Annotated in this window: 22 protein-coding genes and 1 tRNA gene; 11 read left to right on the top strand and 12 right to left on the bottom strand. The window is 66.4% G+C overall.

What is annotated here, in order from left to right:
- Window positions 1–19: 19 nt before the first annotated feature.
- Entirely contained in the window at window positions 20–535 is a 516-nt protein-coding gene (ilvN, locus tag QOZ99_RS17770; protein WP_183191413.1) for an acetolactate synthase small subunit, read from the bottom strand.
- Between the two features lie 204 nt (window positions 536–739).
- Window positions 740–2,500 (bottom strand): acetolactate synthase 3 large subunit, encoded by a 1,761-nt coding sequence (locus tag QOZ99_RS17765; RefSeq protein ID WP_306891341.1) that lies wholly within the window; start codon window positions 2,498–2,500, stop codon window positions 740–742.
- Between the two features lie 326 nt (window positions 2,501–2,826).
- Between QOZ99_RS17765 and dapB the strand changes: the two genes are divergently transcribed.
- From dapB to QOZ99_RS17750, 3 genes are all read left to right on the top strand, one after another.
- Window positions 2,827–3,642: a 4-hydroxy-tetrahydrodipicolinate reductase gene (dapB, locus tag QOZ99_RS17760; protein WP_306891340.1), complete on the top strand. Its 816-nt coding sequence runs from the start codon at window positions 2,827–2,829 to the stop codon at window positions 3,640–3,642.
- Between the two features lie 47 nt (window positions 3,643–3,689).
- Window positions 3,690–4,313: a 2,3-bisphosphoglycerate-dependent phosphoglycerate mutase gene (locus tag QOZ99_RS17755; protein WP_306891339.1), complete on the top strand. Its 624-nt coding sequence runs from the start codon at window positions 3,690–3,692 to the stop codon at window positions 4,311–4,313.
- Between the two features lie 238 nt (window positions 4,314–4,551).
- Window positions 4,552–4,887, top strand: a complete 336-nt coding sequence (locus tag QOZ99_RS17750) for an SMR family transporter (protein WP_370876885.1) — start codon at window positions 4,552–4,554, stop codon at window positions 4,885–4,887.
- A gap of 108 nt (window positions 4,888–4,995) precedes the next feature.
- Here QOZ99_RS17750 and QOZ99_RS17745 read toward each other — a convergent pair whose 3' ends face one another.
- Both QOZ99_RS17745 and QOZ99_RS17740 read right to left on the bottom strand, forming a co-directional pair.
- The gene (locus tag QOZ99_RS17745; protein WP_306891338.1) at window positions 4,996–5,889 is read right to left on the bottom strand and encodes a methylated-DNA--[protein]-cysteine S-methyltransferase; all 894 of its coding nucleotides are present in this window, start codon (window positions 5,887–5,889) and stop codon (window positions 4,996–4,998) included.
- A gap of 83 nt (window positions 5,890–5,972) precedes the next feature.
- A complete protein-coding gene (locus QOZ99_RS17740) occupies window positions 5,973–6,518 on the bottom strand; it encodes a DUF2244 domain-containing protein (RefSeq protein WP_306891337.1) in 546 nt (181 codons plus the stop codon).
- A gap of 238 nt (window positions 6,519–6,756) precedes the next feature.
- On the opposite strand from QOZ99_RS17740, the gene nth reads away from it, so the two are divergent.
- Complete coding sequence (gene nth / locus QOZ99_RS17735; RefSeq protein ID WP_306891336.1) at window positions 6,757–7,500, top strand: endonuclease III; 744 nt, start codon at window positions 6,757–6,759, stop codon at window positions 7,498–7,500.
- Here the strand turns inward: nth and QOZ99_RS17730 are convergent.
- Complete coding sequence (locus QOZ99_RS17730) at window positions 7,457–8,167, bottom strand: sulfate transporter family protein (RefSeq protein WP_306891335.1); 711 nt, start codon at window positions 8,165–8,167, stop codon at window positions 7,457–7,459. The genes nth and QOZ99_RS17730 overlap by 44 nt on opposite strands.
- Before the next feature lie 280 nt (window positions 8,168–8,447).
- Between QOZ99_RS17730 and QOZ99_RS17725 the strand changes: the two genes are divergently transcribed.
- On the top strand, window positions 8,448–9,848 hold the full coding sequence (locus tag QOZ99_RS17725) for a flavin monoamine oxidase family protein (protein ID WP_306891334.1): 1,401 nt from the start codon (window positions 8,448–8,450) through the stop codon (window positions 9,846–9,848).
- 54 nt (window positions 9,849–9,902) lie between these two features.
- Here QOZ99_RS17725 and pheT read toward each other — a convergent pair whose 3' ends face one another.
- The 6 genes from pheT to QOZ99_RS17695 form a co-directional block, all read right to left on the bottom strand.
- Window positions 9,903–12,308 (bottom strand): phenylalanine--tRNA ligase subunit beta, encoded by a 2,406-nt coding sequence (pheT, locus tag QOZ99_RS17720; protein ID WP_306891333.1) that lies wholly within the window; start codon window positions 12,306–12,308, stop codon window positions 9,903–9,905.
- A gap of 48 nt (window positions 12,309–12,356) precedes the next feature.
- A complete protein-coding gene (locus QOZ99_RS17715) occupies window positions 12,357–12,887 on the bottom strand; it encodes a hypothetical protein (protein WP_306891332.1) in 531 nt (176 codons plus the stop codon).
- A complete protein-coding gene (gene pheS / locus QOZ99_RS17710) occupies window positions 12,884–13,984 on the bottom strand; it encodes a phenylalanine--tRNA ligase subunit alpha (RefSeq protein ID WP_306891331.1) in 1,101 nt (366 codons plus the stop codon). Before pheS ends, QOZ99_RS17715 begins: the two co-directional genes overlap by 4 nt.
- Before the next feature lie 207 nt (window positions 13,985–14,191).
- Window positions 14,192–14,575 (bottom strand): 50S ribosomal protein L20, encoded by a 384-nt coding sequence (rplT, locus tag QOZ99_RS17705; protein WP_306891330.1) that lies wholly within the window; start codon window positions 14,573–14,575, stop codon window positions 14,192–14,194.
- A 34-nt stretch (window positions 14,576–14,609) separates the two neighbouring features.
- Window positions 14,610–14,810: a 50S ribosomal protein L35 gene (gene rpmI, locus QOZ99_RS17700; protein WP_183191402.1), complete on the bottom strand. Its 201-nt coding sequence runs from the start codon at window positions 14,808–14,810 to the stop codon at window positions 14,610–14,612.
- A gap of 227 nt (window positions 14,811–15,037) precedes the next feature.
- Window positions 15,038–15,850 (bottom strand): SH3 domain-containing protein, encoded by an 813-nt coding sequence (locus tag QOZ99_RS17695; RefSeq protein WP_306891329.1) that lies wholly within the window; start codon window positions 15,848–15,850, stop codon window positions 15,038–15,040.
- A gap of 355 nt (window positions 15,851–16,205) precedes the next feature.
- On the opposite strand from QOZ99_RS17695, the gene QOZ99_RS17690 reads away from it, so the two are divergent.
- Window positions 16,206–17,012, top strand: a complete 807-nt coding sequence (locus QOZ99_RS17690; protein ID WP_306891328.1) for an undecaprenyl-diphosphate phosphatase — start codon at window positions 16,206–16,208, stop codon at window positions 17,010–17,012.
- 95 nt (window positions 17,013–17,107) lie between these two features.
- Here QOZ99_RS17690 and QOZ99_RS17685 read toward each other — a convergent pair whose 3' ends face one another.
- Window positions 17,108–18,136, bottom strand: a complete 1,029-nt coding sequence (locus tag QOZ99_RS17685) for a complex I NDUFA9 subunit family protein (protein WP_306891327.1) — start codon at window positions 18,134–18,136, stop codon at window positions 17,108–17,110.
- A gap of 427 nt (window positions 18,137–18,563) precedes the next feature.
- On the opposite strand from QOZ99_RS17685, the gene QOZ99_RS17680 reads away from it, so the two are divergent.
- The 5 genes from QOZ99_RS17680 (at window position 18,564) to QOZ99_RS17660 (ending at window position 26,191) form a co-directional block, all read left to right on the top strand.
- Window positions 18,564–18,648: transfer RNA gene (locus QOZ99_RS17680), tRNA-Leu, on the top strand.
- Between the two features lie 1,053 nt (window positions 18,649–19,701).
- On the top strand, window positions 19,702–21,192 hold the full coding sequence (locus QOZ99_RS17675) for a class I SAM-dependent DNA methyltransferase (protein WP_370876882.1): 1,491 nt from the start codon (window positions 19,702–19,704) through the stop codon (window positions 21,190–21,192).
- Complete coding sequence (locus tag QOZ99_RS17670) at window positions 21,185–22,531, top strand: restriction endonuclease subunit S (protein ID WP_306891326.1); 1,347 nt, start codon at window positions 21,185–21,187, stop codon at window positions 22,529–22,531. The genes QOZ99_RS17675 and QOZ99_RS17670 overlap by 8 nt, the downstream gene beginning before the upstream one ends.
- 121 nt (window positions 22,532–22,652) lie before the next feature.
- Window positions 22,653–23,051, top strand: a complete 399-nt coding sequence (locus QOZ99_RS17665) for a hypothetical protein (protein WP_306891325.1) — start codon at window positions 22,653–22,655, stop codon at window positions 23,049–23,051.
- Window positions 23,051–26,191, top strand: coding sequence for a type I restriction endonuclease subunit R (locus QOZ99_RS17660; protein WP_306891324.1), 3,141 nt, complete (start codon window positions 23,051–23,053; stop codon window positions 26,189–26,191). The genes QOZ99_RS17665 and QOZ99_RS17660 overlap by 1 nt, the downstream gene beginning before the upstream one ends.
- Window positions 26,192–26,368: the final 177 nt, after the last annotated feature.

Genomic DNA, 26,368 nt, shown 5'->3' with positions numbered 1-26,368 from the left:
CCGGGCCCGCACCTCGCGCTCACATGGCGTCGGGCCCGCGCCCGATGGCGGCGACGCCGGTGCGCGACACTTCGACAAGGCCGAGCGGCTCCAGCAGCGAGACGAACTGGTCGATCTTGTCCGGCTTGCCGGTGATCTCGAACACGAAGCTCTCCAGCGTCGTGTCGACGGTGCGGGCGCGGAAGCTGTCGGCGATCAGCAGCGCCTCCTGCCGGATCTCGCCCTTGCCGCGCACCTTGATCAGCGCGAGTTCGCGCTCGACCGCCTTGCCGATCACGGTGAGATCGACGACGCGGTGCACCGGCACCAGCCGGTCGAGCTGGCTCTTGATCTGCTCGATGATCATCGGCGCGCCGGTCGTGACCACGGTGATGCGCGAGCGCCGGGAATCGTGGCTGACCTCGGAGACGGTCAGGCTGTCAATATTGTAGCCCCGCCCGGAGAACAGGCCGACGATGCGGGCGAGAACGCCCGGCTCGTTGTCGACCAGCAGCGAGAGGGTATGGCGTTCGGCAGGCTCTTGGATGGGGGGCATGGGTCACTCTGAAGGCTGGGTCTCGGCACGCCAGATCCCCTCTCCCCGCCCGAACCCGGCTGTTGCCGCGTTCGGTTGCTCAGGGCCGAAGCTGGAATATCCGGCTTCGGGGGAGAGGGGTGGGGCGAGGGGTCACTGGCGCATCGCCCCTCACCCGACCGCTGCGCGGTCGACCTCTCCCCGATGGGGAGAGGTTAAGGTGCCTCACACCAGCATCTTGCCTTCCTCGGAAATCGCCTCGTCCAGCGCCTCGGGATGATCGGGCATGATCATCTCGTTATGCGGCTTGCCCGAGGGGATCATCGGCAGCACGTTCTCGGTCTTGTCGACCAGGCAATCGAACAGCACGGGACGGTCCACATTGATCATCTCGGCGATGGTGGCGTCGAGATCGGCCGGGTTCGCGCAGCGCAGGCCGACGGCGCCATAGGCCTCGGCGAGCTTGACGAAATCGGGCAGCGATTCCGAATAGGAATGCGAGTAGCGCCCGCCATGCAGCAGGTCCTGCCACTGGCGCACCATGCCCATATATTCGTTGTTCAGCACGAAGATCTTGACCGGCAGGTTGAACTGCAGCGCGGTGGAGAGTTCCTGCAGGCACATCTGGATCGAGGCCTCGCCGGCAATGTCGATGACGAGGCTGCCCGGATGGGCCACCTGCACGCCGATGGCGGCGGGCAGGCCATAGCCCATGGTGCCGAGGCCGCCCGAGGTCATCCAGCGGTTGGGCTGCTCGAAATGGAAGTGCTGGGCGGCCCACATCTGGTGCTGGCCGACTTCCGTTGTGATGTAGACGTCCTTGTCCTTCACCTGGTCGTACAGCGCCTTGATGGCCTGCTGCGGCTTGATGATGCGATCGGACGCGGTGAAGGCGAGCGACTTGCGGGCGCGCCACTTCTCGATCTGCACCCACCAGTCGGCGATGGCGCGCCGGTCCGGCTCGATCTTCATCGCCCGCCAGAGCGTCAGCATATCCTCGAGGACGTGCTTCACGTCGCCGATGATGGGCAGGTCGATCTTGACGTTCTTGTTGATCGAGGACGGATCGATGTCGATATGGATCTTCTTCGAATGCGGCGAGAAGGCATCCACCCGGCCGGTGATGCGATCGTCGAAGCGCGCGCCGACGCACACCATGACGTCGCAATCATGCATCGCCATGTTGGCTTCATAGGTGCCGTGCATGCCGAGCATGCCGAGCCACTGCTTGTCCGCCGCCGGATAGGCCCCCAGCCCCATCAGCGTCGACGTGACGGGATGGCCGGTGAGCCGGGCGAGTTCGCGCAGCAGGCGGCTCGCCTCCGGGCCGGAATTGATGACGCCGCCGCCGGTGTAGAACACCGGCCGCTTCGCCCTGGCCAGCAGTTCCACCGCCTGGCGGATCTTCTCCGGGTCGCCCTTGAGGCGCGGCTTGTAGGTCTTGTGCTCGATGTTCTCCGGGCCGACATACATGCCGCGCGCGAACTGGATGTCCTTGGGGATGTCGACCACGACCGGGCCCGGACGGCCGTTCTGCGCGACATAGAAGGCCTCGTGCAGCACGCGGGCGAGATCGTTGATGTCCCGCACCAGATAATTGTGCTTGGTGCAGGGCCGCGTGATGCCGACCGTGTCGCATTCCTGGAAGGCATCCGTGCCGATCAGGTGCGTCGGCACCTGGCCGGTAATGCAGACCAGCGGGATGGAATCGAGCAGCGCGTCGGTGAGGCCGGTGACGGCATTGGTCGCGCCGGGGCCGGAGGTGACGAGCACGACGCCGACCTTGCCGGAGGAGCGCGCATAGCCTTCCGCCATGTGCACCGCGCCCTGCTCGTGGCGCACGAGAACGTGACGAACCTGGTTCTGGTGGAACATGGCGTCATAGATCGGCAGCACGGCGCCGCCGGGATAGCCGAACATGTGTTCGACGCCCTGATCGATCAGCGCCTGCATCACCATTTCGGCGCCGGTCATCTCGCGCATCATGGTCGTGTTCCTCTGAGCTTTATTCGGTCTTGGCCGTTGCGGGGGTCCAGAAAATCAAAAGGCCCCGTAAGGGGCCAATTTCGCGCGTCACCGTTTGGCGGAGCAGCCCTCAGGCAAGCTCCGCGGCGACGCGCCATCCTACGATAAGGGTAATTTTATTGCGCATTGCGGCGCCGCTCCTTCAAAAAGTTGCGCGACCTGTACAGGCGCCAACGCCTGACGTCAAGCCATGGGCAGATCATCGCGCAGAATGAGCAACGATCAAGCACTTTTCGTGACACCGGAACGCCGCTATACGCCGTTGGGAGCGGAGAGAGATCACGGACATGACGCAGATGCGGCTCGTTGTCGTGGGTGCGGGGGGCCGTATGGGCCGCACCGTCATCCGGGCCATCGCGGAAGCGCCCGACCTCGTGCTGTCGGCCGCGATCGATACCGCCGGCGCCGACACGATCGGCCGCGATGTCGGCGAACTGGTCGGCCTGCCGGCCTTCGGTGTGCCGGTGAGCGAGGACGCGCTCACCGCCTTCGCCGCCGCCGAGGGGGTGATCGACTTCACCATTCCGCAGGCCAGCATCGCCTATGCCGCGCTGGCCGCGCAGGCCCGTATCGCCCATGTGATCGGCACGACCGGCCTCACTGCGGAAGATGAGGCGAAGATCGACGCGGCGGCGCGGCACGCTCCGATCGTCAAGTCCGGCAATATGAGCCTCGGCGTCAATCTGCTCGCCGCGCTGGTGAAGCGCGTGGCGCGCACGCTGGACGAGGATTTCGACATCGAAGTGGTGGAAATGCACCACCGCGCCAAGATCGACGCGCCCTCGGGTACCGCGCTGCTGCTGGGGCGCGCGGCGGCGGAGGGACGCGGCGTCGACCTCGACACGCAGGGCGTCTTCACGCGCCACGGCCACACCGGCGCCCGCCGCCCCGGCGATATCGGCTTCGCCACGCTGCGCGGCGGCACGGTGGTGGGCGAACACAACGTGATCTTCGCCGGCCCCGCCGAGCGCATCGAACTCGCCCACAAGGCGGAAGACCGCGGTATCTTCGCCCGCGGCGCCATCGCCGCCGCGCGCTGGGCGCGCGGGCGCAAGCCGGGACTGTATTCCATGGCCGACGTGCTCGGCCTCAGCGACATCTGACACGGACCCTTCGCCACCAACCGCCCGCCCTGCAGGAGACCGACACGATGACCGAACGCCTTCTCGTCCTCGTCCGCCACGGCCAGAGCGAGTGGAACCTGAAGAACCTGTTCACCGGCTGGCGCGACCCCGACCTCACGCCGCTGGGCGTCGAGGAGGCGCTGAAGGCCGGCCAGCGGCTGAAGGCGGATGGCTACCAGTTCGACATCGCCTTCACCTCGGCGCTCTCGCGGGCGCAGCGCACGCTCGACCTCGCGCTCGGCGAACTCGGCCAGACCGGCCTGCCCATCATCCGCGACCAGGCGCTCAACGAGCGCGACTATGGCGACCTCGCCGGCCTGAACAAGGACGATGCCCGCGTCAAATGGGGCGAGGAGCAGGTGCATGTCTGGCGTCGCTCCTATGACGTGCCCCCACCCGGCGGCGAGAGCCTCAAGGACACGGTCGCCCGCGCCCTGCCCTATTACGTCACCGAGATCCTGCCCAAGGTGCTGCAGGGCAACCGCGTGCTGGTCGCCGCGCACGGCAATTCGCTGCGCGCGCTGATCATGGTGCTGGAGAGGCATAGCCCCGAGAGCATCATGAAGCGCGAACTCGCCACCGGCGTGCCGGTGATCTACCGGCTGAAGGCCGATTCCACGGTGGAGAGCGTGGTCGACCTCGCGGGTTGACGGGGTTGCCCAGCGAGCCGGAAACCGATCCGTGCCATGAGAGCACGCCGCCACGAAGCCTCATGCCCGTCCCGCGAACGCTCTGTCAGCGGACAGGCATGGGGGCGTGACCCGTCCGGGTAACGGCCCGGACGGGCGGATGGCCCTCATCGCCTTGGCGGGGTTGTCTTGTCGATCGGCCGATGTCTCGACAAGGGGCAAGGCGTGAGCGTTACCGCCGGAGGGGCTGCCCGTGAGTTTGTTCGCTACCTATATCGTGCTTCTGATCGCCATCGCCGCCGAAGTTGTCGGCACCACCGCCATGTCGCGCTCGGATGGGCTCACCAAGCTGGGGCCGAGCCTCATCACCTTGGTGGGCTATGTCATCGCCTTCTGGTGCCTGTCCATCGTGCTGCGCACCATTCCGACCGGCATCGCCTATGCGGTGTGGGCAGGCCTGGGCATCGTGCTGATCACCGCGGTGGCGTGGATCTTCTATGGCCAGAAGCTCGACACGCCGGCCCTGATCGGCCTCGGCCTCATTGTTGCCGGCGTGCTGGTGATCAACCTGTTCTCGAATTCAGTGGTGCACTGAGCGGACGGCGTGGGCGCCCGGAGCATTCCAGTTCACCGGAATGCTCCGGGTTCTTGGCTTGGCGCGAATTCATCACGCGAACCGGAATCCAGTGCGTTTGAGGACGCTCTAAAGCCCGCCCCACGCCTTGCACAGCCGGCCGGCCTCCCAGCCCAGTATCGCCCGCTTGCGGGTGAGCCCCCAGTGATAGCCGGTGAGGTCGCCATTCTTGCCGATCACGCGATGGCACGGCACGACGAAGGAGATCGGATTCTTGCCGACCGCCGCGCCCACCGCGCGCGCCGCCTTGGGCCGCTCGACACAGCCGGCGATGCTGGAATAGGTGGTCGCCTTGCCCATGGGAATGCGCATCAGCGTCTCCCATACCTGCACCTCGAAATCCGTGCCGATGAACACGATGCGCAGCGGATCATTGGCGCTCCAGGCGCGGGCGTCGAAGATGCGCGCCGCGTAGGGCGCCGTCGCCAACGGATCCTCGATATAGATGGCGTTCGGCCAGCGCCGGCGCATGTCGGCCAGCGCCGGCTCCTCCTCGCCCTCGTCGGCGAAGGCGAGACCGCACAGGCCGCGCGGCGCGACCATGGCCAGCGCCTTGCCGAACTGCGAGGCATGGAAGCCGTAGCGGATGACCAGGCCGGCGCCGCCGGTCTTCCATTCGCCGGGCGACATGCTCTCATGCACGACGAACAGGTCGTGCAGCCGGCCGGGACCGGACAGACCAAGCTCATAGGCGGCGTCGAGCACATTGTCGGACTGCGACAGCACCCGGCGGGCGGCGTCGATCGTCACCGCCTGCAGGAAATCCTTCGGCGTGAGGCCGCACCAGCGGCGGAACAGCTCGGTCAGCGCGCGCGGAGGCACGCCTGCGGCGCGGGCGATCTCCTCCACCTCCGGCTGGTCGCGGAAGCGCAGATTCACGTATTCCACCGCCCGGCGCACGATCTCGTAATCGGCGGCAGCGATCTCCAGCGGCTGGGCGGCGTCGAGATTGGGCGCGAGCACGGTTGTTCTCCTCCTGATTGCCCCATCCGACCATGCCGTGCCGGCCGGGGCCACCCGATTTCGACGCACGCGCGCCGCCATCCTCACGGCGCGGAGCGCGATACCCCCCGCTTGGCCGTGCTCAGCGCCAAGGACAGTTCCAGCGCAAGCTCCTCGCGCTGTGCCGTGTGCAGGAACGCACCCACCACGACCGGCACCCCGCGCGAGAACAGCGTGAGCTTCTGCACGCCGTAATCCTCGTGCAATTCCTTGTCGAGGCGGGTCCAGAGCGGGTTCATCCGCGCCTCGCGCGCCGCGCCATCGGCTTCCACCTGCCGCACCCGGATGAGGCTGGGCGTGACGGTGATCTCCTCCACCGCGCGGGCCTGTCGAAAATTGATGCGGAAGGCCCACCAGATCGCCAGCACGTCGAGCCCGAACAGCCCGAACACCGGCCACGCCCCCATCAGCAGGAAGGCGGTGCCGCAGACGAAGCTGATCGCCACCACGATGATCATGACGATGAGAAAGCCGCGCTGGTCGAGCGAGCGATAGGGCGTCAGCCGCGCCGAGAACAGCGTCGGCTCGTCGTCGGACGCCGGGTTGCCTGTCATGGGATCGGAATTGGGATCGGTATTGGCAGCGCTCATGAAGCGGCATTATAGGTCGAAAATGGCGAATGCGGACAAGGATTCGGCGCGGCGGCGCGGCGCGGGCGGCTCGGCTTCCCAGGGAGCGGCGGCCGACCACGATACGGGTAAGGCCGCCGTGCGGCCGGCGGGGCCCGGCACGGCTACCGCCGTCAAGGCCGTAACCGCGAGCAAGGCCGGAACCGCGAGCAAGGCCGCCAGGACAGCGAATTCCAGCAAAGCGACGCCCGCAAAACGCGTGGCGCCGGCGCCGGCAGCGCTTCCCGAGCCCGCGGCGCCTCGCCCGGCGCGCCGGCGCGCGGTGGCCAATGCCGCGGCGGCGGCGGTCAGCGGCAGCTTCAGGCCGTGGACCCCGGCCGAGGTCGAGGCCGCCTTCGCCCGCTTCGCGGCGGCCGATCCCGCGCCAAAGGGCGAGCTCGACTATGTCGACCCCTACACGCTGCTGGTCGCGGTGGTGCTTTCCGCGCAGGCGACCGATATCGGCGTGAACAGGGCGACGCGCACGCTGTTCGCGGCCGCTCCCACGCCTCAGGCGATGGTCGCGCTCGGCGAGGAGGGCGTGGCGCAGCACATCCGCACGCTCGGCCTGTATCGCGGCAAGGCCAGGAACGTCGTCGAACTCTCGCGCCGGCTCATCGCCGAGCATGGCGGCACTGTCCCGGCCGACCGCGCGGCGCTGGAAGCGCTGCCCGGCGTCGGCCGCAAGACCGCCAATGTGGTGCTCAACATCGCCTTCCAGCTGCCGACCATCGCCGTCGACACCCATCTGTTCCGCGTGGCGAACCGCACCGGCCTCGCGCCGGGCCGCACGCCGCTTGAGGTGGAACTCGGGCTGGAGCGGGAGATACCCGACCGCTTCAAGCTCCACGCCCACCACTGGCTGATCCTGCACGGGCGCTATGTCTGCAAGGCGCTGAAGCCGGACTGCCCGCGCTGCCTTATTTCAGACCTGTGCCGCTGGCCGCAGAAATCCCCCGCTTAGCATAGGAGCGCGAGCGGGTGAGCCGCTTGTGCAGCCGCACCATGAAGATGGTGGCGAAGACCGGGGTGATGAGGTTGAGGATCGGGATCGAGACCAGCACGGCGATGATGAGCCCGCCGAAGAAGATGGGCAGCGCATGATGCCGGCGCACCAGCGCCACCTGGTCCTCGTCACGATAGCGCATCGCCGCGAGCGAGAAATACTCGCGCCCGAGCAGATAGCCATTGGCCACGTAGAACACGATGATGTTCACGCCCGGCACCAGCAGCAGCAGCAGGGCGACGAGGTTGACCGCGATGGCGACGCCGAAGAAGCGCAGCGAGAGCAGCAGCGAGCGGCCGAACGGAATCGCCCTTCCCACGCTCTGGTCGGCGAACTCGGTCGCCTCGACCCGCTCCGCGACGTCATCGAGGAAGAAGCCGGCGACCAGCGTCGTGACCGGCGGCACCAGAAAGATCGCCCCGACCGCGATGCCGAGCGCGCCCAGAATGTCCAGCGTGAGCTGCGCCCATCGCAGATCGAGCGCGACAAAGCTGGTCAGCGCATAATGCGCCCCGATGGCGAGCGCGATGAGCAGCCCGACCGCAAGCCCGACCGAGAGCAGCAGCACGCGCCGATACTCGCGGGAGAAGGTCAGGACGAAGGCACGTTGTGCGTCTTGCAGCATGCTGATTCGAGTTTCGAACAATTCCATATAAGCACGGATACGCACTGTCCGCAAAACAGACACACGGTTGAGCACGACGCTTGGGGGGCCGAAAGGTTCCCTGCGCGCGAAGAAATTCCGCGAAAAACATTCGGCGCTTGCCTTTCCCGATTCGCCGAGCGAGTCCCGATTCGTTCCAACGCGAACAAATCATGATTCGCATCAGCCACTTAGCCGGCGTCTTCGCCCCTGCCGCCGGGTGTGCTAGCTTTTGCGGGCTGCCTCCGAGGTGTTCGCCCGCATGAACGACACGCCGCCCCTCCCCGGCCCGACGCGGCTTTCGCGCGGGCTGACCCGCCGCCGGCTGATCGCGGCCGGGGGCGCGGCGCTCCTCGCGCTGCCAGCCTTTCGCGCGGCTCACGCCCAGGCGGGCGCGAGCGATGTCGACGTCGCCATTGTCGGCGGCGGCGCGGCCGGCATCGCCGCCGCGCGCGCCCTTGCGAGCGCCGGGCGCAGCTATGTGCTGCTGGAGGCCGGCGAGAAGCTCGGCGGGCGGGCGCGGACCGACACGGCCTTCGGACATGTCTTCGATCTCGGCGCCTCCGGCTTCGCGCGCGGCGTCGAGACGGAAGGTCTGGCGGGTGCGGCCATGGCGGCCAAGCTGCCGCTGGCGAACCTGCCGAGCGGACGGCGTCTTTTCCTGGATGGCCATGAGGTGCGCGAGGGCGGGTATGACGCCTTCCTGGCCACGCTGGGGCGTGCCCGCCGGGACATTCTCGCCGCCAGCGACGCCGGCAAGGATGTCGCCTGCGCCTCCGTGCTCACCGCGCCCGGCGACTGGTCGGCGAGCGTGGCCGCGCTGCTCGGCCCGCTCGGCGTGGGACGCGGTCTGGCCGAACTGTCGACCGTCGACCTCGCCATGCGCGCCGTGCCGGCGGATGATACCACGAGCCCGATCGGCATCGGCGCGCTGCTGGAAGCGCTGGGCGCCGGGCTGAACGTGCAGACCCATGCGCAGGTGACGCTGATCACCAATGCCGGGCGCCTGCACATGCTGAGCATTGCCGGCCAGCGCACGCAGATTCGCGCCCGTGCCGTCGTGCTCGCCGTGCCGGCTCCGGTCATCGCCAGCGGAGCGCTGCGCTTCAACCCGCCGCTGCCGCTACGTCTCGTGAATGCCTTTCGCGCCTTCCCGGCCGGCACTCTCGAACAGGTGGCCTTCCTGCTGCCGGGCAATCCGCTGCGGCTCGAGCATGACGAGACCGTGCTGCCCAAGGTCTCGGGCGCGCCCAACGCGCCTCCGCCGGCCCTGCTGCGGGCGCGGGTGAACGGCTCGGATCTTCATGTACTGAGTTTCGGCGGCGCGCCGGCGCGGGAGATCGCGCAGAAGGGCGAGGGCGCCGCGCTACGCCTGTCTCGCGCCTTCCTTGCCGCGGCGTTCGGCCCGCAGGCGGCCGCGGCGGTGCACGAGGTGGTCGCCTCGCGCTGGAGCGCCGATCCGCTGATCCGCGGCGCGGTGGCGCTCGCCCTGCCCGGCCAGGGCGCCCAGCGCCGGCTGTTCACCGAGCCGGTGCAGGGCCGCATCTTCCTCGCGGGCGAATATACCGCGCTGGACAGCTGGGGCACCCTTTCGGGCGCCTTCGCCTCGGGCGAGGTCGCCGCCGCCAAGGCGCTGCGGCTGGTGGGCGGCGGGCCGGCCTGATGCCCCTCACCCCCGGGCCGCGCCCGGGGATGCCATCGCGGTGCCGCGCCGGCCTCAGCCGCGCAAGGTGGCGCCGGTCTTCTTCGACACCTCGGCGACGATGCGGGCCGCCACCGCCTCGATCTCGGCATCGGTGAGGGTCTTCTCGCGCGGCTGCAGCGCGACCGAGAGCGCGACCGACTTCTTGTCGGCATCCACGCCCGGCCCCTCATAGACGTCGAACACGTTGACCGCCGTGATGAGCTTGCGATCGACACCGGCCGCCGCCTTCACGATGTCGCCCGCCGCGACGGAGCGCGCCACCACGAAGGCGAAGTCGCGCTCCACCGGCTGGAAGGCGGAGAGCTCCAGCAGCGGCTTCACGCGGGTCGGCTTGGCCTTGGGCTCGGGAACCCGGTCGAGCAGCACCTCGAAGCCGACCAGCGGGCCATCGGCGTCGAGCGCTTCCAGCACGCCGGGATGCAGTTCGCCGAAATGGCCGATCACATTGGCGCCCAGGCGGAACGTGCCGGAGCGGCCGGGATGGAACCAGACCGGCGCGTCGGTCGAGATCTGCAGATTGGCCACCGGCGCCCCGGACGCGGCGAGAATGGCGAGCGCATCCGCCTTGGCGTCGAACGCGTCCACCGGCGTTGCCTTGGCCGCCCAGTGCCGCCCTGCCCCGGCGGGCCGCGCGAGGGCGCGGCGGATGCCGCTGGCCGCCATGAACTGGTCCTGCGGGCGATCGCCCTTGAACACCTGGCCGACCTCGAACAGCGCGACATCGCCGAGGCCGCGATCGGCATTGGCCTGCGCTGAACGGATCAGGCCCGGCAGCAGGCTCGGGCGCATGTCGGAGAGATCGGAGGCGATCGGGTTGGCGAGCGCCAGCGCGGCGTTGCCGCCGCCGAACAGCTCGGCCTGCGGCTTCGACACGAAGGACCAGGTGACCGCCTCCACCAGCCCGCGCGTCGCCAGCGCGCGCTTGGCCTTGCGCGTGCGCAGCTGCAGCGTGGTGAGCACCGGCTTGCGGGCGGTCTCGTCGCGCGGGAAGGGCGTGGACGGCACGCGGTCGAGCCCGACAATGCGAATGACCTCCTCCACGAGATCGGCCTTGCCCTCGATGTCGCCACGCCAGGACGGCGGGGTGACGCGAACCGTGCCGGAAGTGCCTTCAACGGTGAAGCCGAGCCGGCCCAGCGTCTCCACCTGCTCGGCGTCGCTGGCCACCAGTCCGGTGAGCTTCTCGGTCAGCGCCAGCGGGAACTCGATCACCCGTGTGGTGTCAGGGATCGCGCCGGCCAGCACCACGTCGGAAGGCTCCCCACCGCACAGGTCGAGAATCAGCCGGGTCGCCAGTTCGATGCCGGGCATGGTGAAGGCGGGGTCGATGCCGCGCTCGAAGCGGAAGCGCGCATCGGAATTGAGGCCGAGCTTGCGGCCGGTGGAGGCGATGTTGATCGGCTCCCACAGCGCGGATTCCACCAGAACGTCGACCGTGTCGGCATCGCAACCGGATTCCTCGCCGCCCATCACGCCGGCGAGCGATTCCACGGCGCGGTCGTCGGAGATGACGCAGATCGAGGGATCGAGCGCATAGGTCTTGCCGTCCAGCGCCAGCAGGCTCTCGCCCGCCACGGCGCGGCGCACGACAAGATGGCCCTGCACCTTGGCGGCATCGAACACATGCAGCGGGCGGTTCTGGTCAAAGGTGAGGAAATTGGTGACGTCGACCAGCGCGTTGATGGGCCGCAGGCCGATGGCGCGCAGCTTGGCCTGCAGCCAGTCCGGCGAGGGGCCGTTGCTGACGCCGCGAATGAGCCGCAGCGCGAAAGCCGGGCACGGCGCGTCCGGCGCGAGGGTGACGGAGACCGGGCAGGGATAGGCGCCTGGCACGGGGACGATGGCGTCCTCCACCAGCACGCCGACACCGGCCGCGGCAAGGTCGCGCGCCACGCCGTGAATGCCGAGGCAGTCGGCGCGGTTGGGCGTCACGGCAATCTCGATCACCGGATCGTTCAGGCCGATCCAGTCGACATAAGGGACGCCAACCGGCGCGTCGTCCGGCAGTTCGATGATGCCGTCATGATCCTCGGAAAGTTCCAGCTCGGCCGCCGAGCAGAGCATGCCCCGGCTCTCGACGCCACGGATGGTGCCGATGCCCAGCGTGATGTTCTTGCCGGGAATATAGGTGCCGGGCGGGGAGAACACGCTCTTCAGCCCGGTGCGGGCATTGGGCGCGCCGCACACCACCTGCACCGGCTCGCCCGCGCCGGTATCGACCATGCACAGGCGCAGCTTGTCGGCATTGGGGTGCTGAACGGCGGAGACGACATAGGCGATGGTGAAGCCCCGGAGCTTGGCCGCCTTGTCCTCGACGCCCTCGACCTCCAGCCCGATGCGGTTCAGCGCGTCGGTGACGTCGTCGAGCGTGTAGGCACCGGACAGGTGCTCGCGCAGCCAGGAGAGGGTGAATTTCATGGGAGAGCCCTACCGTTCCGCTTGTTCATATGCACCGACAGGGCTGGCCTACCGGTAACCCTTCTCATCCGCCCCCTCGCCCGACCAGGCGAGAGCCGCATCATCGGCGGCGACAAGGAACTCGATGCCGACATTGCGCTTCTTGCCGGCGTCCTCGGGCGAGATGCGATAGTCGAGGATCTTGCCCTGACGGTAGGACGGCTCGGTTCGGGACTTGTGCAGCGCCAGCCTGGCACCGGACTTGACGGCCCGGATGACCTCGTCCTCGGGCACGATCCAGAATCCGGTCCAGAAGAAGCCCTCGCCATCCATGCTGACGCCGCGGTCGTTCTCGCAGACGAAGTGGAACGCGCTGACGCCATTGCGGGTCACGCGCTTGGCCACCGTCGCGCCGCCAGACGACGTTCTTCCCGATGACGTCGCGCCGCGGATCGCGGGGCCGCGCTCGGCCAGCACCTCCTCGCATTGGGCGGCGAGGTCCGAGGCGCCACGCTTTTCGGCATTGGCGAGAAGCTGCTTGAGCTGCGGCGTTTCCATCGCGCGTAGACGATCGATGGACCAGTCGGGTGTCTTGATCACGCGCTCAGCCCCCCGGCCAGAGTGGGGAAGTCGAGCGGGCGGAAACCGTAATGGGCGAGCCACCGCGCATCGGCCTCGAAGAAGGCTCGCAGGTCCGGCATGCCGTATTTCAGCATGGCGATGCGGTCGATGCCCATGCCCCAGGCGAAGCCCTGATACTCCTCGGGGTCCAGCCCGCAATTGCGCAGCACATTCGGATGCACCATGCCGCAACCGAGGATCTCCAGCCAGTCCGCGCCCTCGCCGAAGCGGATCTCGCCCGGACGGGAACGGTCGCACTGGATGTCGACCTCCATCGACGGCTCGGTGAACGGGAAGAAGGACGGCCGGAACCGCATCTTCACGTTGTCGACCTCGAAGAACGCCTTGCAGAACTCCTCAAGGATCCACTTGAGGTGGCCGAGATTGGAGCCCTTGTCGATGACGAGACCCTCGACCTGATGGAACATCGGCGTATGGGTCTGGTCCGAATCGGAGCGATAGGTGCGACCGGGGCAGATGACGCGGATCGGCGGCGCCTTCGACATCATGGTGCGCACCTGCACCGGCGAGGTGTGGGTGCGCAGAACCATGCGCGACCCGTCGTCCCGGGTCGGCAGGTAGAACGTGTCGTGCATCTCGCGCGCCGGGTGTCCGGGCGGGAAGTTCAGCGCGGTGAAATTGTGGAAGTCGTCCTCGATGTCGGGCCCTTCCGCCACCGAGAAGCCCATGTCGGCGAAGATGGCGGTAAGCTCGTCGATCACCTGGCTGATCGGGTGCAGGCGGCCAAGCTCGGCCGGCGTCTCGCGCACGGGCAGCGTCACGTCGACCCGCTCGGTCTCCAGCCGCACCGCCAGCGCAGCCGCCTTCAGCGCGCCACGACGGGCGACCAGTGCCGCGTTGAGGCGGTCGCGCAGGCCGTTGATGGCGGGCCCGGCGCTCTTGCGCTCCTCCGGGCTCATGCCGCCAAGGCTCTTGAGCAGCTCGGAAACAGAGCCCTTCTTGCCCAGCGCGGCGACACGGATCGCCTCCAGTGCCGACTCGTCGGCGGCCTCGGCGATGCCGGCATGGAGCGCGCGCTCCAGCGCGTCGAGATCAGGAAGGGCGGCAACGGGCATGACGGCTCCTCGGGCGGAACGGGTTCGGCGGCGCCGCGTCTTCCCGGCGAGACCGGAGGAAGGCGCGGCGGACAGGCGGGGCGCTTATAGCCGGGGGGGACCGTGAGGCAAAGCCACCACGCTCGCGCGTAAGCGCCATGAACGCGAAAAGCCCCAACGCTCGCGCGCGGGGCTCCTCGCATTTTGGTCCCGACAGGGCGGGAAGGATCAGGCGGCCTGCGGCTCCGGCGCGGATTTCTCCAGCGCGGCCTTGGCCTGCTCGACCAGCGCCGCGAAGGCGGCGGGTTCATGGATGGCGATATCCGAGAGCACCTTGCGGTCGACCTCGATCCCGGCCTTGCCGAGACCATCGATAAATCGGCCATAGGTGAAGCCGAGTTCGCGGGTGGCGGCGTTGATGCGCTGGATCCACAGGGCGCGGAAATTGCGCTTCTTAACCTTACGGTCACGATAGGCGTATTGCTGCGCCTTCTCGACCGCCTGCTTCGCGACGCGGATGGTATTCTTGCGGCGGCCAAAATAGCCCTTCGCCGCCTTGAGCACTTTCTTGTGCTTGGCGTGAGAAGTTACGCCGCGCTTGACACGTGCCATGGGAGTTCTCCTCGGAACTGGCTAAGGGGTGGCGTCAGCCGTTGGGCAGATAGAACTTGCGAACGTTGAAGGCATCACGCTCGGACATGACCGTGGTGCCGCGCTGATCGCGGATCTGCTTGTTGGTGCGCTTGATCATGCCATGGCGCTTATTGGCCTGGGCCATGATCACCTTGCCGGTGCCGGAGAGCTTGAAGCGCTTCTTCGCTCCGGACTTGGTCTTCATCTTGGGCATTTGGCTCGGTCTCCACGGGCACGGCATTCCTCTCGCGAGGCATCCGGCCCAATCTAGTGTGAGCGTTCGAACCGCCACGGCAGCCCTTGTAGCCGGGCGGTTCTTGAAGGAGGCACCCTTTAGCGGAGCGGCCGGCGAATTTCAAGCCCGCCGGCCGCGACAACGCCAGAAGTGAGGCCGATGGCGACACCGGCCGGTCCGCGCGGGCGGGCCGGCAGGCGTCTACGTCACCGCTCCTGTTGCGGGCAGCCCGGGGAGCGCGGCTGGATCACGCACCGATCCTGCTGGCCCTGCGGGGAGGCCTGAGGGGGCTGACGTGGCGGCTGGGCCTGCTGCTGGGGCGGCGGACCGCCCTGCGGCGGACGCCCGCCGCCATTGTTCCAGTTGGGGTTGCCCTGCTGCGGCGGCGGGCCACCCTGCGGCGGACGGCCATTATTGTTCCAGTTCGGGTTGCCCTGCTGCGGCGGCGGACCACCCTGCGGGGGACGGCCGTTATTGTTCCAGTTCGGATTGCCCTGCTGGGGACCATTGGACCAGCCCTGACCGGGAGGCGGGCCATAGCCACCACCGGGAGGCGGGCCATAACCGCCACCGGGCGGGGGGCCATAGCCGGGACCACCGGGCGGGGGCGGGCGATAGCCGCGCGGCGGCGGCGGGCCCCAGCGGTCATTGTTCGAGTACCAGGAGCGCCCGCGATAATTGTTGCCCCAGTATTCGCCAAAGCTGAAACCGATGATCGGCACGCCAATGGTCGGCGCGTAATCGTAGAATTCGACCTGACGGCCGCGATATTCGTAGCCGAGATAGCGGGCCGCGACCCAGCCGCGGTTGCCGCGCCAGTTCACGTCGCACCAGGTGTAGTCCTGCAGGCAGCCATAGATCCGCAGCGGCGTCCCCGCCTCAAGGATCACCACCGCCGGATAGGCCGTGCTGGGCCCCGCGCGCAGGTTCACATTCGTTGTCGCATACCCCCGCTCCTGCGCCAGAGCGGCTCCGCCGAGCGCCAGCAACAAGGCGACGCTCGCCAAGATTCGTTTCATCCGTCATTCCCCCAACGCTGCACGTTCCTACAACGCCGACCGCCGCCAAAAGGAGGCATGGTCTTTGGCGGATTCGTGTTGCCAAAGTGTTGAGAGGGCGGTGGCGGGCGGAAATCTTACCCAAGGTCGGCCGGCGCGCCTTGCGCCGCCTGACCTAGCGTGACGTTGATTGTGGCGGGCGAAGCAGACAGGATGCGCCGCCCGTCTGCCGGGCCGTGGTCGACTGTCCCGGTCACCCGCCCGCCGGGTGCCCGCCCGGCATGCGGAACGCCCGGTGCCGCCGGCATCTCTATCCCACCCACCCTGTGCCTTGGCCACCCCTTCCGCCGCCTCCCCCTCCAGGACGGACCCCTTCATGTCGTTCGGCACCCTGCTCGAAGCCTTTTTCCTTGGCCTTCTCGAAGGCTTCACCGAGTTCCTGCCGGTCTCCTCGACCGGCCACATCCTGCTCGCGGCGCATTTCATCGGCTTCGAAAGCCAGGGCAAGGTGTTCGAGGTGCTGATCCAGCTCGGCGCCATCCTCGCCATCGTCACCGTGTATTTCGGCCGCTTCTGGCAGGTGCTGATCACCCTGCCCACCAGCGCCCGCTCGCGCAATTTCGTGCTGGGCCTCATCATCGCCTTCCTGCCGGCGGCGGTGATCGGCGCCTTCGCGCACGGCTTCATCAAGAGCGTGCTGTTCGAATCGCCCGCGCTGATCTGCACGACGCTGATTCTCGGCGGCATCGTGCTCCTGTGGGTCGACACGCTGAAGACCCGCCCGACGCAGATCGACGCCATGGCCTTTCCCAAATCGCTGGCGCTCAAGATCGGCTTCGCCCAATGCCTGGCCATGGTGCCCGGCGTGTCGCGCTCCGGCTCGTCCATCGTCGCGGGCATGCTGATGGGTGCCAGCAAGCCGGCAGCGGCCGAATTTTCCTTCTTCCTCGCCCTGCCGACCATGGCGGGCGCCTTCGCCTACGACCTCTACAAGAATCGCGACGCGCTCTCGATGGATGACGGCGTGCTCATCGCGGTGGGCTTCATCGCGGCGTTTCTCTCGGCCGTCTGCGTGGTGCGCACGCTGCTCGCCTTCGTCTCGCGCCATGGCTACACGCCGTTCGGCTGGTGGCGCATCGCGGTGGGCGGCATCGGCCTGGTGGCGCTGGCGCTGGTCGGCTGAGCGGGAGCCTGGATAACGAAAACCCCGCCGGACAGAACCGTCCGGCGGGGTTTTGATTCAGGGGAAGCCGAAAGCCTCCGGGGAAGCCGAAAGCCTCAGGCGGCTTCCGTCCGGGCGAACTGGCCCGCCTTGCGGTAGCGCCAGAGATAGGATGGCAGGATCGCGCCGAGCGCCGTCGGGGCGATGCCGAGCCCTTCCAGCGTGCGCCCTTCCGCCTGCGCGGCGGCGGACACCACATTGTCATAGCCCAGCAGCTTCACCTGGTCGCGGGTCAGCAGCGGGCTCGGCAGCATTTCCAGAAGGCGCGCCTGCAGCGCGGCGATCCCGGCCGGCACCGGCAGCAGCAGCCGCGTGCGGTCGACTTCCCGCAGCATCAGCTCCATGAGTTGCTTGAAGGTGAGCACCTCCGGCCCACCCAGCTCATAAACCGTGCCGGGCCGGGCCTCGCCGTCCACCGCTTTGGCGACGGCGGCTGCCACATCGCCGACGAAGACCGGCTGGAAACGCGTTCCGCCGCCGCCGATCAGCGGCAGCACGGGCGAAAGGCGCGCCATGGCGGCGAACCGGTTGAAGAACGCGTCCTCGGGGCCGAACACGATGGACGGCCGCAGGATGACGGCCTCCGCCACCGCCCCGAGCGCCGCCGCCTCGCCGGCCGCCTTGGTGCGGGCATAGAGCGAGGACGACTGGGCATCCGCGCCGATCGCCGAGACATGAACCAGCCGGGCGCCGACCTGCCGGGCGGCGAGCGCCACCTGCCGGGCGCCGAAATCATGCACCGCCGCGAAGCTCTGGCGCCCGCTCTCATGCAAGACGCCGACAAGATTGATGACGACTTCCGCGCCTTCGGCCGCCCGCAGCACCGAGGCGGGATAGCGCAGATTGGCCTGCACCGGGTTGATCTGCCCGACCGCGCCGAGCGGCTGCAGATGGCCGGCGAGATCGGGCCGGCGCACCGCGGCACGGATGCGCCAGCCGCGGCGCGCGAGCGCGCGCACGACATGGCGGCCGAGGAAGCCCGAGGCGCCATAGACGGTGACGAGCCGCTCCATCGGCGCGGCTCTTTTCAGCAGCTCAGCCTCGTTTTCCAGCGGCAGCTCGTCGGATGTGGCGGCGTCGACCATCGGCTCTCCTCCCGGCCCGGCAATGGGGACTGAGCGACGATTAGCGCGCCGCCGCCCCAGCGTCCAGCGCGTGTATACCACGCAATGGCGCTCCCGCGCCGAAACCCGGCAATGGCGCTCCCGCGCCGAAACCCGCTCGGGGGTGTCGGCGGCTTCGCGATCCCGCCCATGCCCGGCACACGCCCGGCCCCTTCATGCGGGTCAACGGCAACAACCGGGTCGCCATCACCGGCGACACGCCGTTCCGGCGCCGGCCTGCCGGATCCAGCCAACATGCCCGCCCCGGCGGCGTCCCCGCAACGGAAGGGGGAGGCTGAAAGACGCCAGCATGTGAATAACTCGCGCAGACCGAGGCGACATCATCAAAGCCTCGTTGACAAGACCAAGGGTCCCCGACTATCTCTCCCCGCCATGGCCGACAGGCTGTGCCCAGGTGGCGGAATTGGTAGACGCGCTGGTTTCAGGTACCAGTGGGTAACACCGTGGAGGTTCGAGTCCTCTCCTGGGCACCATCAGGCCTTTCGACAAGGGCCGACGACTTCCAAAAAACGTTGAAAATGCTGGATTTCCTGAGCCGATAGGTTTCGGGAAGATCCGGCTTTTTCCGTTGGAAGCCGGCACATTTGGGGTTTTTTGGGGGGTATTGCCGAGAAACCTCATCTAAGGCCCGATGCCCCGTGGCGCTTACCGAAGTCGCCATCCGCGCGGCAAGGCCGTCGCGAAAGGACGCGGCCAAGGCCAAGGCCGCGAAGCTGCGCGATTATCCGAGCCAGGAGCAGATACGCGCCGCCCTTGCCGCCAGGCCGGCGGAGACGGTGATCGAGCGGCGCAACCGCGCCCTCCTCACCTTCGCCATCCTCACTGGCATGCGCGACCGCGCCGTGGCGTCACTGTCCCCGCGCGACCTCGACCTCGCCAAATCCCCGCCTCTGGTGCGGCCACAATCTCGGCCACGAGAACATCGCCACCACCTTCAGCAGCTATGGCCGGATCGACCCGCACCGGCAGGGCGAGGTGATCGGGGCGATGGCTGGGGAAAGGCCGCAAAGCGAGGCGCTGGCGCGGGAAATGGCGGCATTGTGCGCGCGCCATGGCGGATGGCGTGGCGGAGGAGCCCTGCGCCATTGCTTACGCGGCCGGACTTGGATTTTATCCGGCCATCGGCGGGCATCGGAACGACTCGCCGCCCATCAGTGCTTCACGGGGCCAATAACGCGAATGACGGACCAGCCACTCAACGACGCGCTTCTCGCCAAGCTCACCGAGCTGGGCGGTTCCGCTGGCAACGGCCGGTTGCGCGAGGCGCTGCAATGGAGCGAGCCCACCTACACGGCAGTGAAGGACGGGCTGGTGATGCAAGGCCTTCTCCTGCCAGGGCGCGGACGCGGTGGCTCGGTGGCTCTCCCCAACCAGCCGGAGAGGCCCCGCACGGCGGAAGCGGAAATGACTGACGCACCCGCCGCGCCACGGCCTGCGAAGCAGCCCGTACGAATGGCAACGGCAAGGGCGGCGATCTCGGCTTCGAGGCGGAACTGTTCAAGGCGGCGGACAAGCTGCGCGGCAATATGGAGCCGTCGGATTACAAGCATGTCGCGCTCGGCCTGATCTTCCTCAAGCACATATCCGACAGCTTCGAGGCCAAGCGCGCCGAACTTCTCGCCGACTATCCCGAGGGCGCCGAGGACCGCGACGAATACGCCGCCGACAATGTGTTCTGGGTGCCGCCAACGTCGCGCTGGTCGCACCTTCAGGCCAACGCCAAGCAACCCTCGATCGGCAAGATGATCGACGAGGCGATGCTCGCCCTTGAGAAGGACAATGAGAACCTCAAGGGCGTTCTGCCGAAGGAATATGCCCGCCCCGCGCTGAATGCGGTGATGCTGGGCGAGTTGATCGACCTCGTCTCCAACATCGCGCTCGGCGCGCAGAAGGGCGAGGCGCGCGACGTGCTCGGTCGCGTCTATGAATATTTCCTCGGCCAGTTCGCGGGCTCGGAGGGCAAGCGCGGCGGCGAGTTCTACACGCCGCGCTCGGTGGTGCGGGTGATGGTGGAGATGATCGAGCCCTATAAGGGGCGGGTCTACGATCCCTGCTGCGGGTCCGGCGGCATGTTCGTGCAGTCGGAAAAATTCGCGCTGGAGCATGAGGGGCGCATCGGCGACATCGCCGTCTATGGGCAGGAGTCCAACTACACGACGTGGCGCCTGTGCAAGATGAACCTCGCGGTGCGCGGCATCGATGCCGACATCAAATGGAACAGCGAGGGCAGCTTCCACAAGGACGAGCTGCGCGACCTGAAGGCCGATTACATTCTCGCCAACCCGCCCTTCAACATTTCCGACTGGGGCGGCGAGCGGCTGCGGGAAGATGCGCGCTGGGCCTATGGCACGCCGCCGGCCGGCAACGCCAATTTCGCCTGGGTGCAGCACATCGTGCATCACCTCGCACCCGCAGGGGTGGCGGGCGTGGTGCTGGCCAATGGCTCCATGTCGTCGACGCAGAACAATGAGGGCGCCATCCGGCAGGCGCTGATCGAGGGCGTGAAAGGCGCGCCCGGCGTGGTGGACTGCATGGTCGCGCTGCCGGGCCAGCTGTTCTATTCCACGCAGATTCCCGTCTGCCTGTGGTTCCTCGCCCGCGACAAGTCCAACGGCATCGCCCGCAACGCCAAGCTGCGCGACCGGCGCGGCGAGATGCTGTTTATCGACGCGCGCAAGCTCGGCCACATGGTGGACCGCACGCGCAAGGAATTCTCCGACGCCGATATCGACCGCATCACCCGCGCCTATCACGCCTGGCGCGGCGAGGCCGAGGCGGGCACGTATGAAGACGTGCCGGGCTTCTGCAAATCAGCCACGCTGGAGGAGATCAAGGCGCACGGCTATGTGCTGACGCCGGGGCGCTATGTCGGCGCGGCGGATGCCGAGGATGACGACGTGCCTTTTGCGGAGCGGTTTGACGGCCTCAAGTCAATACTCGATCAGCAGATGAATGCGTCTGAGTTGTTGTCTAAATCCATCCGCGCTCAACTGACGAGAGTAAGCGCCGATGGCTGAGTGGCCAATCTACACTGTTCATCAGCTCATCGAATTGGGAGTGATTGAGCGTCCAATGGACGGCAACCATGGTTCAATTCATCCCAAGACAGCTGATTTCGTTGAGTCTGGCATCCCATTCATAATGGCATCAGACCTTAAGGGCGGACGGGTCGACCTAATTAACTGCGCCTTCATATCGGAGAAGCAGGCAGGCCAGTTAGCCAAGGGTTTTTCAATACCCGGCGATGTTCTGCTATCTCATAAGGCGACGCTGGGAAGAACTGCAATCGTTCAAGATTGCAACTTCCCATTTATTATGCTTACGCCACAAGTCACTTATTATCGGATCAAAGACGAGAATCGGCTAAACAATCGCTTCCTAAAATACTACTTCAACTCTCGTCCTTTCCTGGACATATTTGAAGCGTGGGCTGGCGGCGGCTCCACGCGGTCATATTTGGGGATCACGGCTCAGAGGGATTTGCCAATTCCCATGCCTCCCATAGAGGTTCAGCTAGCTATTGCTGAGTTGGTCGGCCCATTAGACGACAAAATCGAGGTGAACCGGCGGATGAACGAGACGCTGGAGGCGATGGCGCGGGCGATCTTCAAGGATTGGTTCGTCGATTTCGGCCCGACCCGCACCAAGATGGCCCTGCGCGGCGAAGACCCGCAGAAGGAAAACGTCGCGCGCGCGCCCTACCTCGCTCCCGATATCTGGTCCCTCTTCCCCGATCACCTCGATAACGACGGCAAGCCGGAGGGGTGGGGCGAACAACCGCTCGATCAAATCGCTGACTTTCTCAATGGGCTCGCCCTTCAGAAATACCCAGCAAATGGCGGTTTATCTCTACCAATTATCAAAATCTCTCAACTTCGTGCGGCCAGTATCGCTTCGGCTGACATTGCATCAGCAGATATTCCAACGAGCTATGTTGTCCAGAATGGAGACGTGCTTTTCTCTTGGTCTGGGAGCTTGATTCATCGAGTTTGGACGGCCGGTCGAGGTGCGTTGAACCAGCACCTTTTCAAGGTGACATCCAAGCATTTCCCGAAGTGGTTCTTCTTCCACTGGATCGCGGAACATATGCCCTCGTTCCAGGCCACGGCTGCGTCCAAGGCAACGACGATGGGTCATATTCAGCGGCACCACCTTACCCAGGCCATGACCTTTGTCGGCCCCCCCGCCGTCATGAAGGCAGCCGACGAAATTATCGGCCCTCTGTTCGATCGGCAGATAGCCAACGATCTGGAATCCCGCACCCTCGCCGCCACCCGCGACCTCCTCCTCCCCAAGCTCATGTCCGGCGAAATCCGCGTGCGCGACGCCGAGAAGCTCGTCGAGGCGGTGGCATGAGCGCTGTCACGGTTTGCAGCTATGGCGGCGGGCGCGGCGCGAGGGTGCACATTTTGCCAGCCTCTGGCTTCAGCCACTCCCTCCCGAGCATCGCTTCCAACATCGACAGGGCGGAACACTCATGATCGACCGCTCAACGCTCAAGAGCGCGGCTGAACTCGCGTTGAACCTTCTGGGCGAGGAGCATCCGATCAAGCATCAGCCTTCCAAGGGCGCGCGCTATGTGCTGCGGACGCGGTCGGGGGCCATGGAGTTGATGCTTGAGAAAAACATCGATGTCCCCACGAATATATGGATGCATCAGGACCAGGCGGCGGGCCTGATCGGCAAAGGTGTCGCTCACAAGTTATCCTCGGCCAGGAAATTGTACAAAGTGCTGGGAGCCAACGGCAAGCTTCGATACGGACGCCATAGCGCACTTGAGGACATGCCGGAGCTTGGAACGGCCGATCTCGTCTACTTCATACCGAAGACTTTCACAGAGCTTGGGGTCGTTCTCGATTATCTGGTGGGGTTGTAATGGCCTATCTCTCGGAAGCCGCGCTTGAACAGGCCGTGCTCGGCTATCTCGGCGGGCTCGGCTATACGCTGGCGAGCGATGCCGGGATCGGCCCCGACGGCAAGGCGCCCGAGCGCGAGGCTTACGCCGACGTCATTCTCGCCCCCCGCCTGACCGCCGCCATCGAACGGCTCAATCCCGCCATTCCGCCCGAGGCGCGCGGCGATGCGCTGCGCAAGGTGCTGGCGACCGAGCGCCCCTCCCTCATCGAGGAGAACCGCCGCCTGCACAGGCTGATGGTCGAGGGAGTCGATGTCGAGTTCTATGGCGAGGATGGCACCATCCGGGGCGACAAGGTTCGGCTGATCGACTTTGACGATGTGACCGCCAATGACTGGCTGGCCAGCGGCCAGTTCACCGTGATCGAGGGCGGCGCCAACCGGCGGCCGGACGTGGTGGTGTTCGTCAACGGCCTGCCGCTCGGCGTCATCGAGTTGAAGGCCCCCGGCGGCGAAAACGCCACGCTCACCGGGGCGTTCAACCAGCTGCAGACTTATAAGGGACAGATTCCGTCGCTGTTCCGCACCAATGCCGTGCTCGTCACTTCCGACGGCATCACCGCCCGCATCGGCTCGCTGACCGCCGACCAGGAGCGTTTCATGCCCTGGCGGACGACGGACGGCAAAGTCGTCGCCGCCAAGGGCCAGCCGGAACTGAAGGTCCTGATCGAGGGGGTTTTTGCGCCCCGCCGCCTGCTTGACCTGCTGCATGACTTCACCGTGTTCGGCGAGACAGGTTCCGGGCTGGCGAAGATCATCGCGGGCTATCATCAATTCCACGCGGTGCGCCATGCGGTCGACAAGACCGTCGAGGCCTCAGCCCCGCAGGGCGACCGCAAGGTCGGCGTGATCTGGCACACGCAGGGTTCGGGCAAGAGCCTGCTGATGGCGTTTTATGCCGGGCAGCTGGTGCGGCGCACCGAACTGGAGAACCCGACCATCGTCGTCATCACCGATCGCAACGATCTCGACGACCAGCTTTTCGGTACCTTCTCCATATGCCGCGACCTGATCCGGCAAACACCGATCCAGGCCGACAGCCGGGGGGATCTGCAATCGGCCCTCAGCCGCGCTTCCGGCGGGGTGATCTTCACGACCATTCAGAAGTTCTCCCCCGTCACGGGCGAGACAACCTACCCGATGCTCTCCGACCGCCGGAACATCGTCGTCATCGCCGACGAGGCGCACCGGAGCCAGTACGGATTCAGCGCGCGGATCGAGCCGAAGACCGGCGAAATCGCCTATGGCTTCGCGAAATATCTACGCGACGCGCTGCCCAACGCCTCGTTCATCGGCTTCACCGGAACGCCTATCGAACAGGACGACGTCAACACGCCTGCCGTGTTCGGCGAGTATATCGACATCTACGACATCAGCCGGGCGGTGGAAGACGGCGCGACCGTACCGATCTACTACGAGAGCCGCCTCGCCCGCATCGAGCTTCCCGAGGAGGAGAAGCCCAAGATCGACAGCGAGGTCGATTATCTCACAGAAGACGACGCACTGACTGAACAGGAGAAGTTCAAGCAGCAGTGGTCCACCGTCGAGAAGCTCGTGGGCTCCGAGAAGCGGCTCGACTTGATCGCGGCCGATCTGGTGCGGCATTTCGAGGATCGCGTCGCTGCCTTGGACGGCAAGGCGATGATCGTCTGCATGAGCCGCCGTATCTGCGTGGCTCTCTATGACAACATCGTGCGGCTTCGGCCCGAGTGGCACAGCGACGATGACGCTTCCGGTGCAATCAAGGTGGTGATGACCGGCTCCGCATCCGATCCGCAGGGGTGGCAGCCGCATATCGGCTCAAAGATGCGCCGCGACCTTCTGGCGAAGCGCGCGAAAGACCCGAAGGACGCGCTGAAACTGGTGATCGTCCGGGATATGTGGCTGACCGGCTTCGACGCTCCGTCGATGCACACGATGTATGTCGACAAGCCGATGAAGGGCCACGGCCTGATGCAGGCGATTGCGCGCGTGAATCGCGTGTTCCGCGACAAGCCCGCAGGCCTCGTGGTCGATTATATCGGCATCGCGCAGAACCTTAAGAACGCGCTCGGTCAATATTCCGGCTCGGATCAGCGGCAGGCGGGCATCGACGAGGCCGAAGCTGTCGCCGTTCTGCTCGAAAAATACGAAGTCGCGAAGGCGATGTATCACGGCTTCGACCATGAGCGTGGCTTGGCAGGCAGCCCCCATGAGCGCCTCGTGGTCCTTGCCGAAGCCATCGAATGGATATTGGCCCGCCAGCACGAAGCGGCGGCGAGGGAAACCAGCGAAGACGCCAAGCGCCGCGAGAACCGCCGCTATCAGGACGCTGTCCTGGCGCTCTCCAAGGCGTTCGCCCTGGCATCGGCAAGCGACGAGGCCCGCGACATCAGGGACGAGGTCGGCTTCTTCCAGACCGTTCGCGCCGCGCTCGTGAAGTCGGCTGATGGAACAGGCGGAAGCGCAGCCGATCGGGAATTCGCTATTCAGCAAATCCTTGATCGGGCTGTCGTTTCAACCGAAATCGTCGACATCCTCGCCGCCGCCGGAATAACGACGCCCGATATATCGATTCTTTCGGACGAGTTTCTCGCCGAGATCAACCAGCTTGAAAAGAAAAACTTGGCACTGGAGGCGCTCCGCAAGCTGCTGAACGATGAAATACGCTCGCGCAGCAAGACAAACGTGGTTGAAACCAAACGCTTTTCAGAGCGACTAGAGGCGGCGATCGCGCGTTATCACACCAACGCCATCAGTACCGTGGAAGTGCTGCAGGAGCTGATAAACCTCGCCAAGGACCTGCGCGCGGCCCGCAGGCGGGGTGAAGATGAGGGTCTCTCTCAAGACGAGATCGCCTTCTATGACGCACTCGCTGAAAGCGAGAATGCTGTCGAGCTAATGGGCAACGATGCCCTCAAAGTCATCGCGCACGAACTCCTTGTCCGCCTCAAGGGGAGCGTCTCGGTCGACTGGTCGCATCGCGAAAATGCCCGCGCGAGGATGCGCGTGCTGGTCAAGCGGGTGCTGCGCAAACACGGCTACCCGCCCGACCTTCAGGATGCGGCCGTGCAGACCGTTCTTCGGCAGGCGGAAGCGCTTTCCGCAAGCTGGGTGGTCTGAGAGGCTGCGCGATCAGCCGAACGAGAGCGGCCTGGCGCCATTCATAAAGGCAGCACGCATCGGTTGGCGCCCTCCCCTGCCGGATCCTTCGGCTGGGGCTTCCGCCCATTTTTGGGTGTGCCGGGATTGTTGAGTTGCGCTGTTGGGGGTGTTGTTACGAACGAAAACCCCGCCTGG

Source organism: Ancylobacter amanitiformis (genome assembly GCF_030814815.1).
GTDB lineage: Bacteria > Pseudomonadota > Alphaproteobacteria > Rhizobiales > Xanthobacteraceae > Ancylobacter > Ancylobacter amanitiformis.
Note: the sequence above shows the minus strand (reverse complement) of the source record. Positions and strands in the feature narration are given on the sequence as shown.

Excerpts from the sequence above, each read along its gene's own strand:
- ilvN (WP_183191413.1), bottom strand. The coding sequence starts at position 535 with ATGCCCCCCATCCAAGAGCCTGCCGAACGCCATACCCTCTCGCTGCTG.
- QOZ99_RS17765 (WP_306891341.1), bottom strand. The coding sequence starts at position 2,500 with ATGATGCGCGAGATGACCGGCGCCGAAATGGTGATGCAGGCGCTGATC.
- dapB (WP_306891340.1), top strand. The coding sequence starts at position 2,827 with ATGACGCAGATGCGGCTCGTTGTCGTGGGTGCGGGGGGCCGTATGGGC.
- QOZ99_RS17755 (WP_306891339.1), top strand. The coding sequence starts at position 3,690 with ATGACCGAACGCCTTCTCGTCCTCGTCCGCCACGGCCAGAGCGAGTGG.
- QOZ99_RS17740 (WP_306891337.1), bottom strand. The coding sequence starts at position 6,518 with ATGAGCGCTGCCAATACCGATCCCAATTCCGATCCCATGACAGGCAAC.
- QOZ99_RS17730 (WP_306891335.1), bottom strand. The coding sequence starts at position 8,167 with ATGCTGCAAGACGCACAACGTGCCTTCGTCCTGACCTTCTCCCGCGAG.
- QOZ99_RS17725 (WP_306891334.1), top strand. The coding sequence starts at position 8,448 with ATGAACGACACGCCGCCCCTCCCCGGCCCGACGCGGCTTTCGCGCGGG.
- pheT (WP_306891333.1), bottom strand. The coding sequence starts at position 12,308 with ATGAAATTCACCCTCTCCTGGCTGCGCGAGCACCTGTCCGGTGCCTAC.
- pheS (WP_306891331.1), bottom strand. The coding sequence starts at position 13,984 with ATGCCCGTTGCCGCCCTTCCTGATCTCGACGCGCTGGAGCGCGCGCTC.
- rplT (WP_306891330.1), bottom strand. The coding sequence starts at position 14,575 with ATGGCACGTGTCAAGCGCGGCGTAACTTCTCACGCCAAGCACAAGAAA.
- rpmI (WP_183191402.1), bottom strand. The coding sequence starts at position 14,810 with ATGCCCAAGATGAAGACCAAGTCCGGAGCGAAGAAGCGCTTCAAGCTC.
- QOZ99_RS17695 (WP_306891329.1), bottom strand. The coding sequence starts at position 15,850 with ATGAAACGAATCTTGGCGAGCGTCGCCTTGTTGCTGGCGCTCGGCGGA.
- QOZ99_RS17690 (WP_306891328.1), top strand. The coding sequence starts at position 16,206 with ATGTCGTTCGGCACCCTGCTCGAAGCCTTTTTCCTTGGCCTTCTCGAA.
- QOZ99_RS17685 (WP_306891327.1), bottom strand. The coding sequence starts at position 18,136 with ATGGTCGACGCCGCCACATCCGACGAGCTGCCGCTGGAAAACGAGGCT.
- QOZ99_RS17675 (WP_370876882.1), top strand. The coding sequence starts at position 19,702 with ATGGAGCCGTCGGATTACAAGCATGTCGCGCTCGGCCTGATCTTCCTC.
- QOZ99_RS17670 (WP_306891326.1), top strand. The coding sequence starts at position 21,185 with ATGGCTGAGTGGCCAATCTACACTGTTCATCAGCTCATCGAATTGGGA.
- QOZ99_RS17665 (WP_306891325.1), top strand. The coding sequence starts at position 22,653 with ATGATCGACCGCTCAACGCTCAAGAGCGCGGCTGAACTCGCGTTGAAC.
- QOZ99_RS17660 (WP_306891324.1), top strand. The coding sequence starts at position 23,051 with ATGGCCTATCTCTCGGAAGCCGCGCTTGAACAGGCCGTGCTCGGCTAT.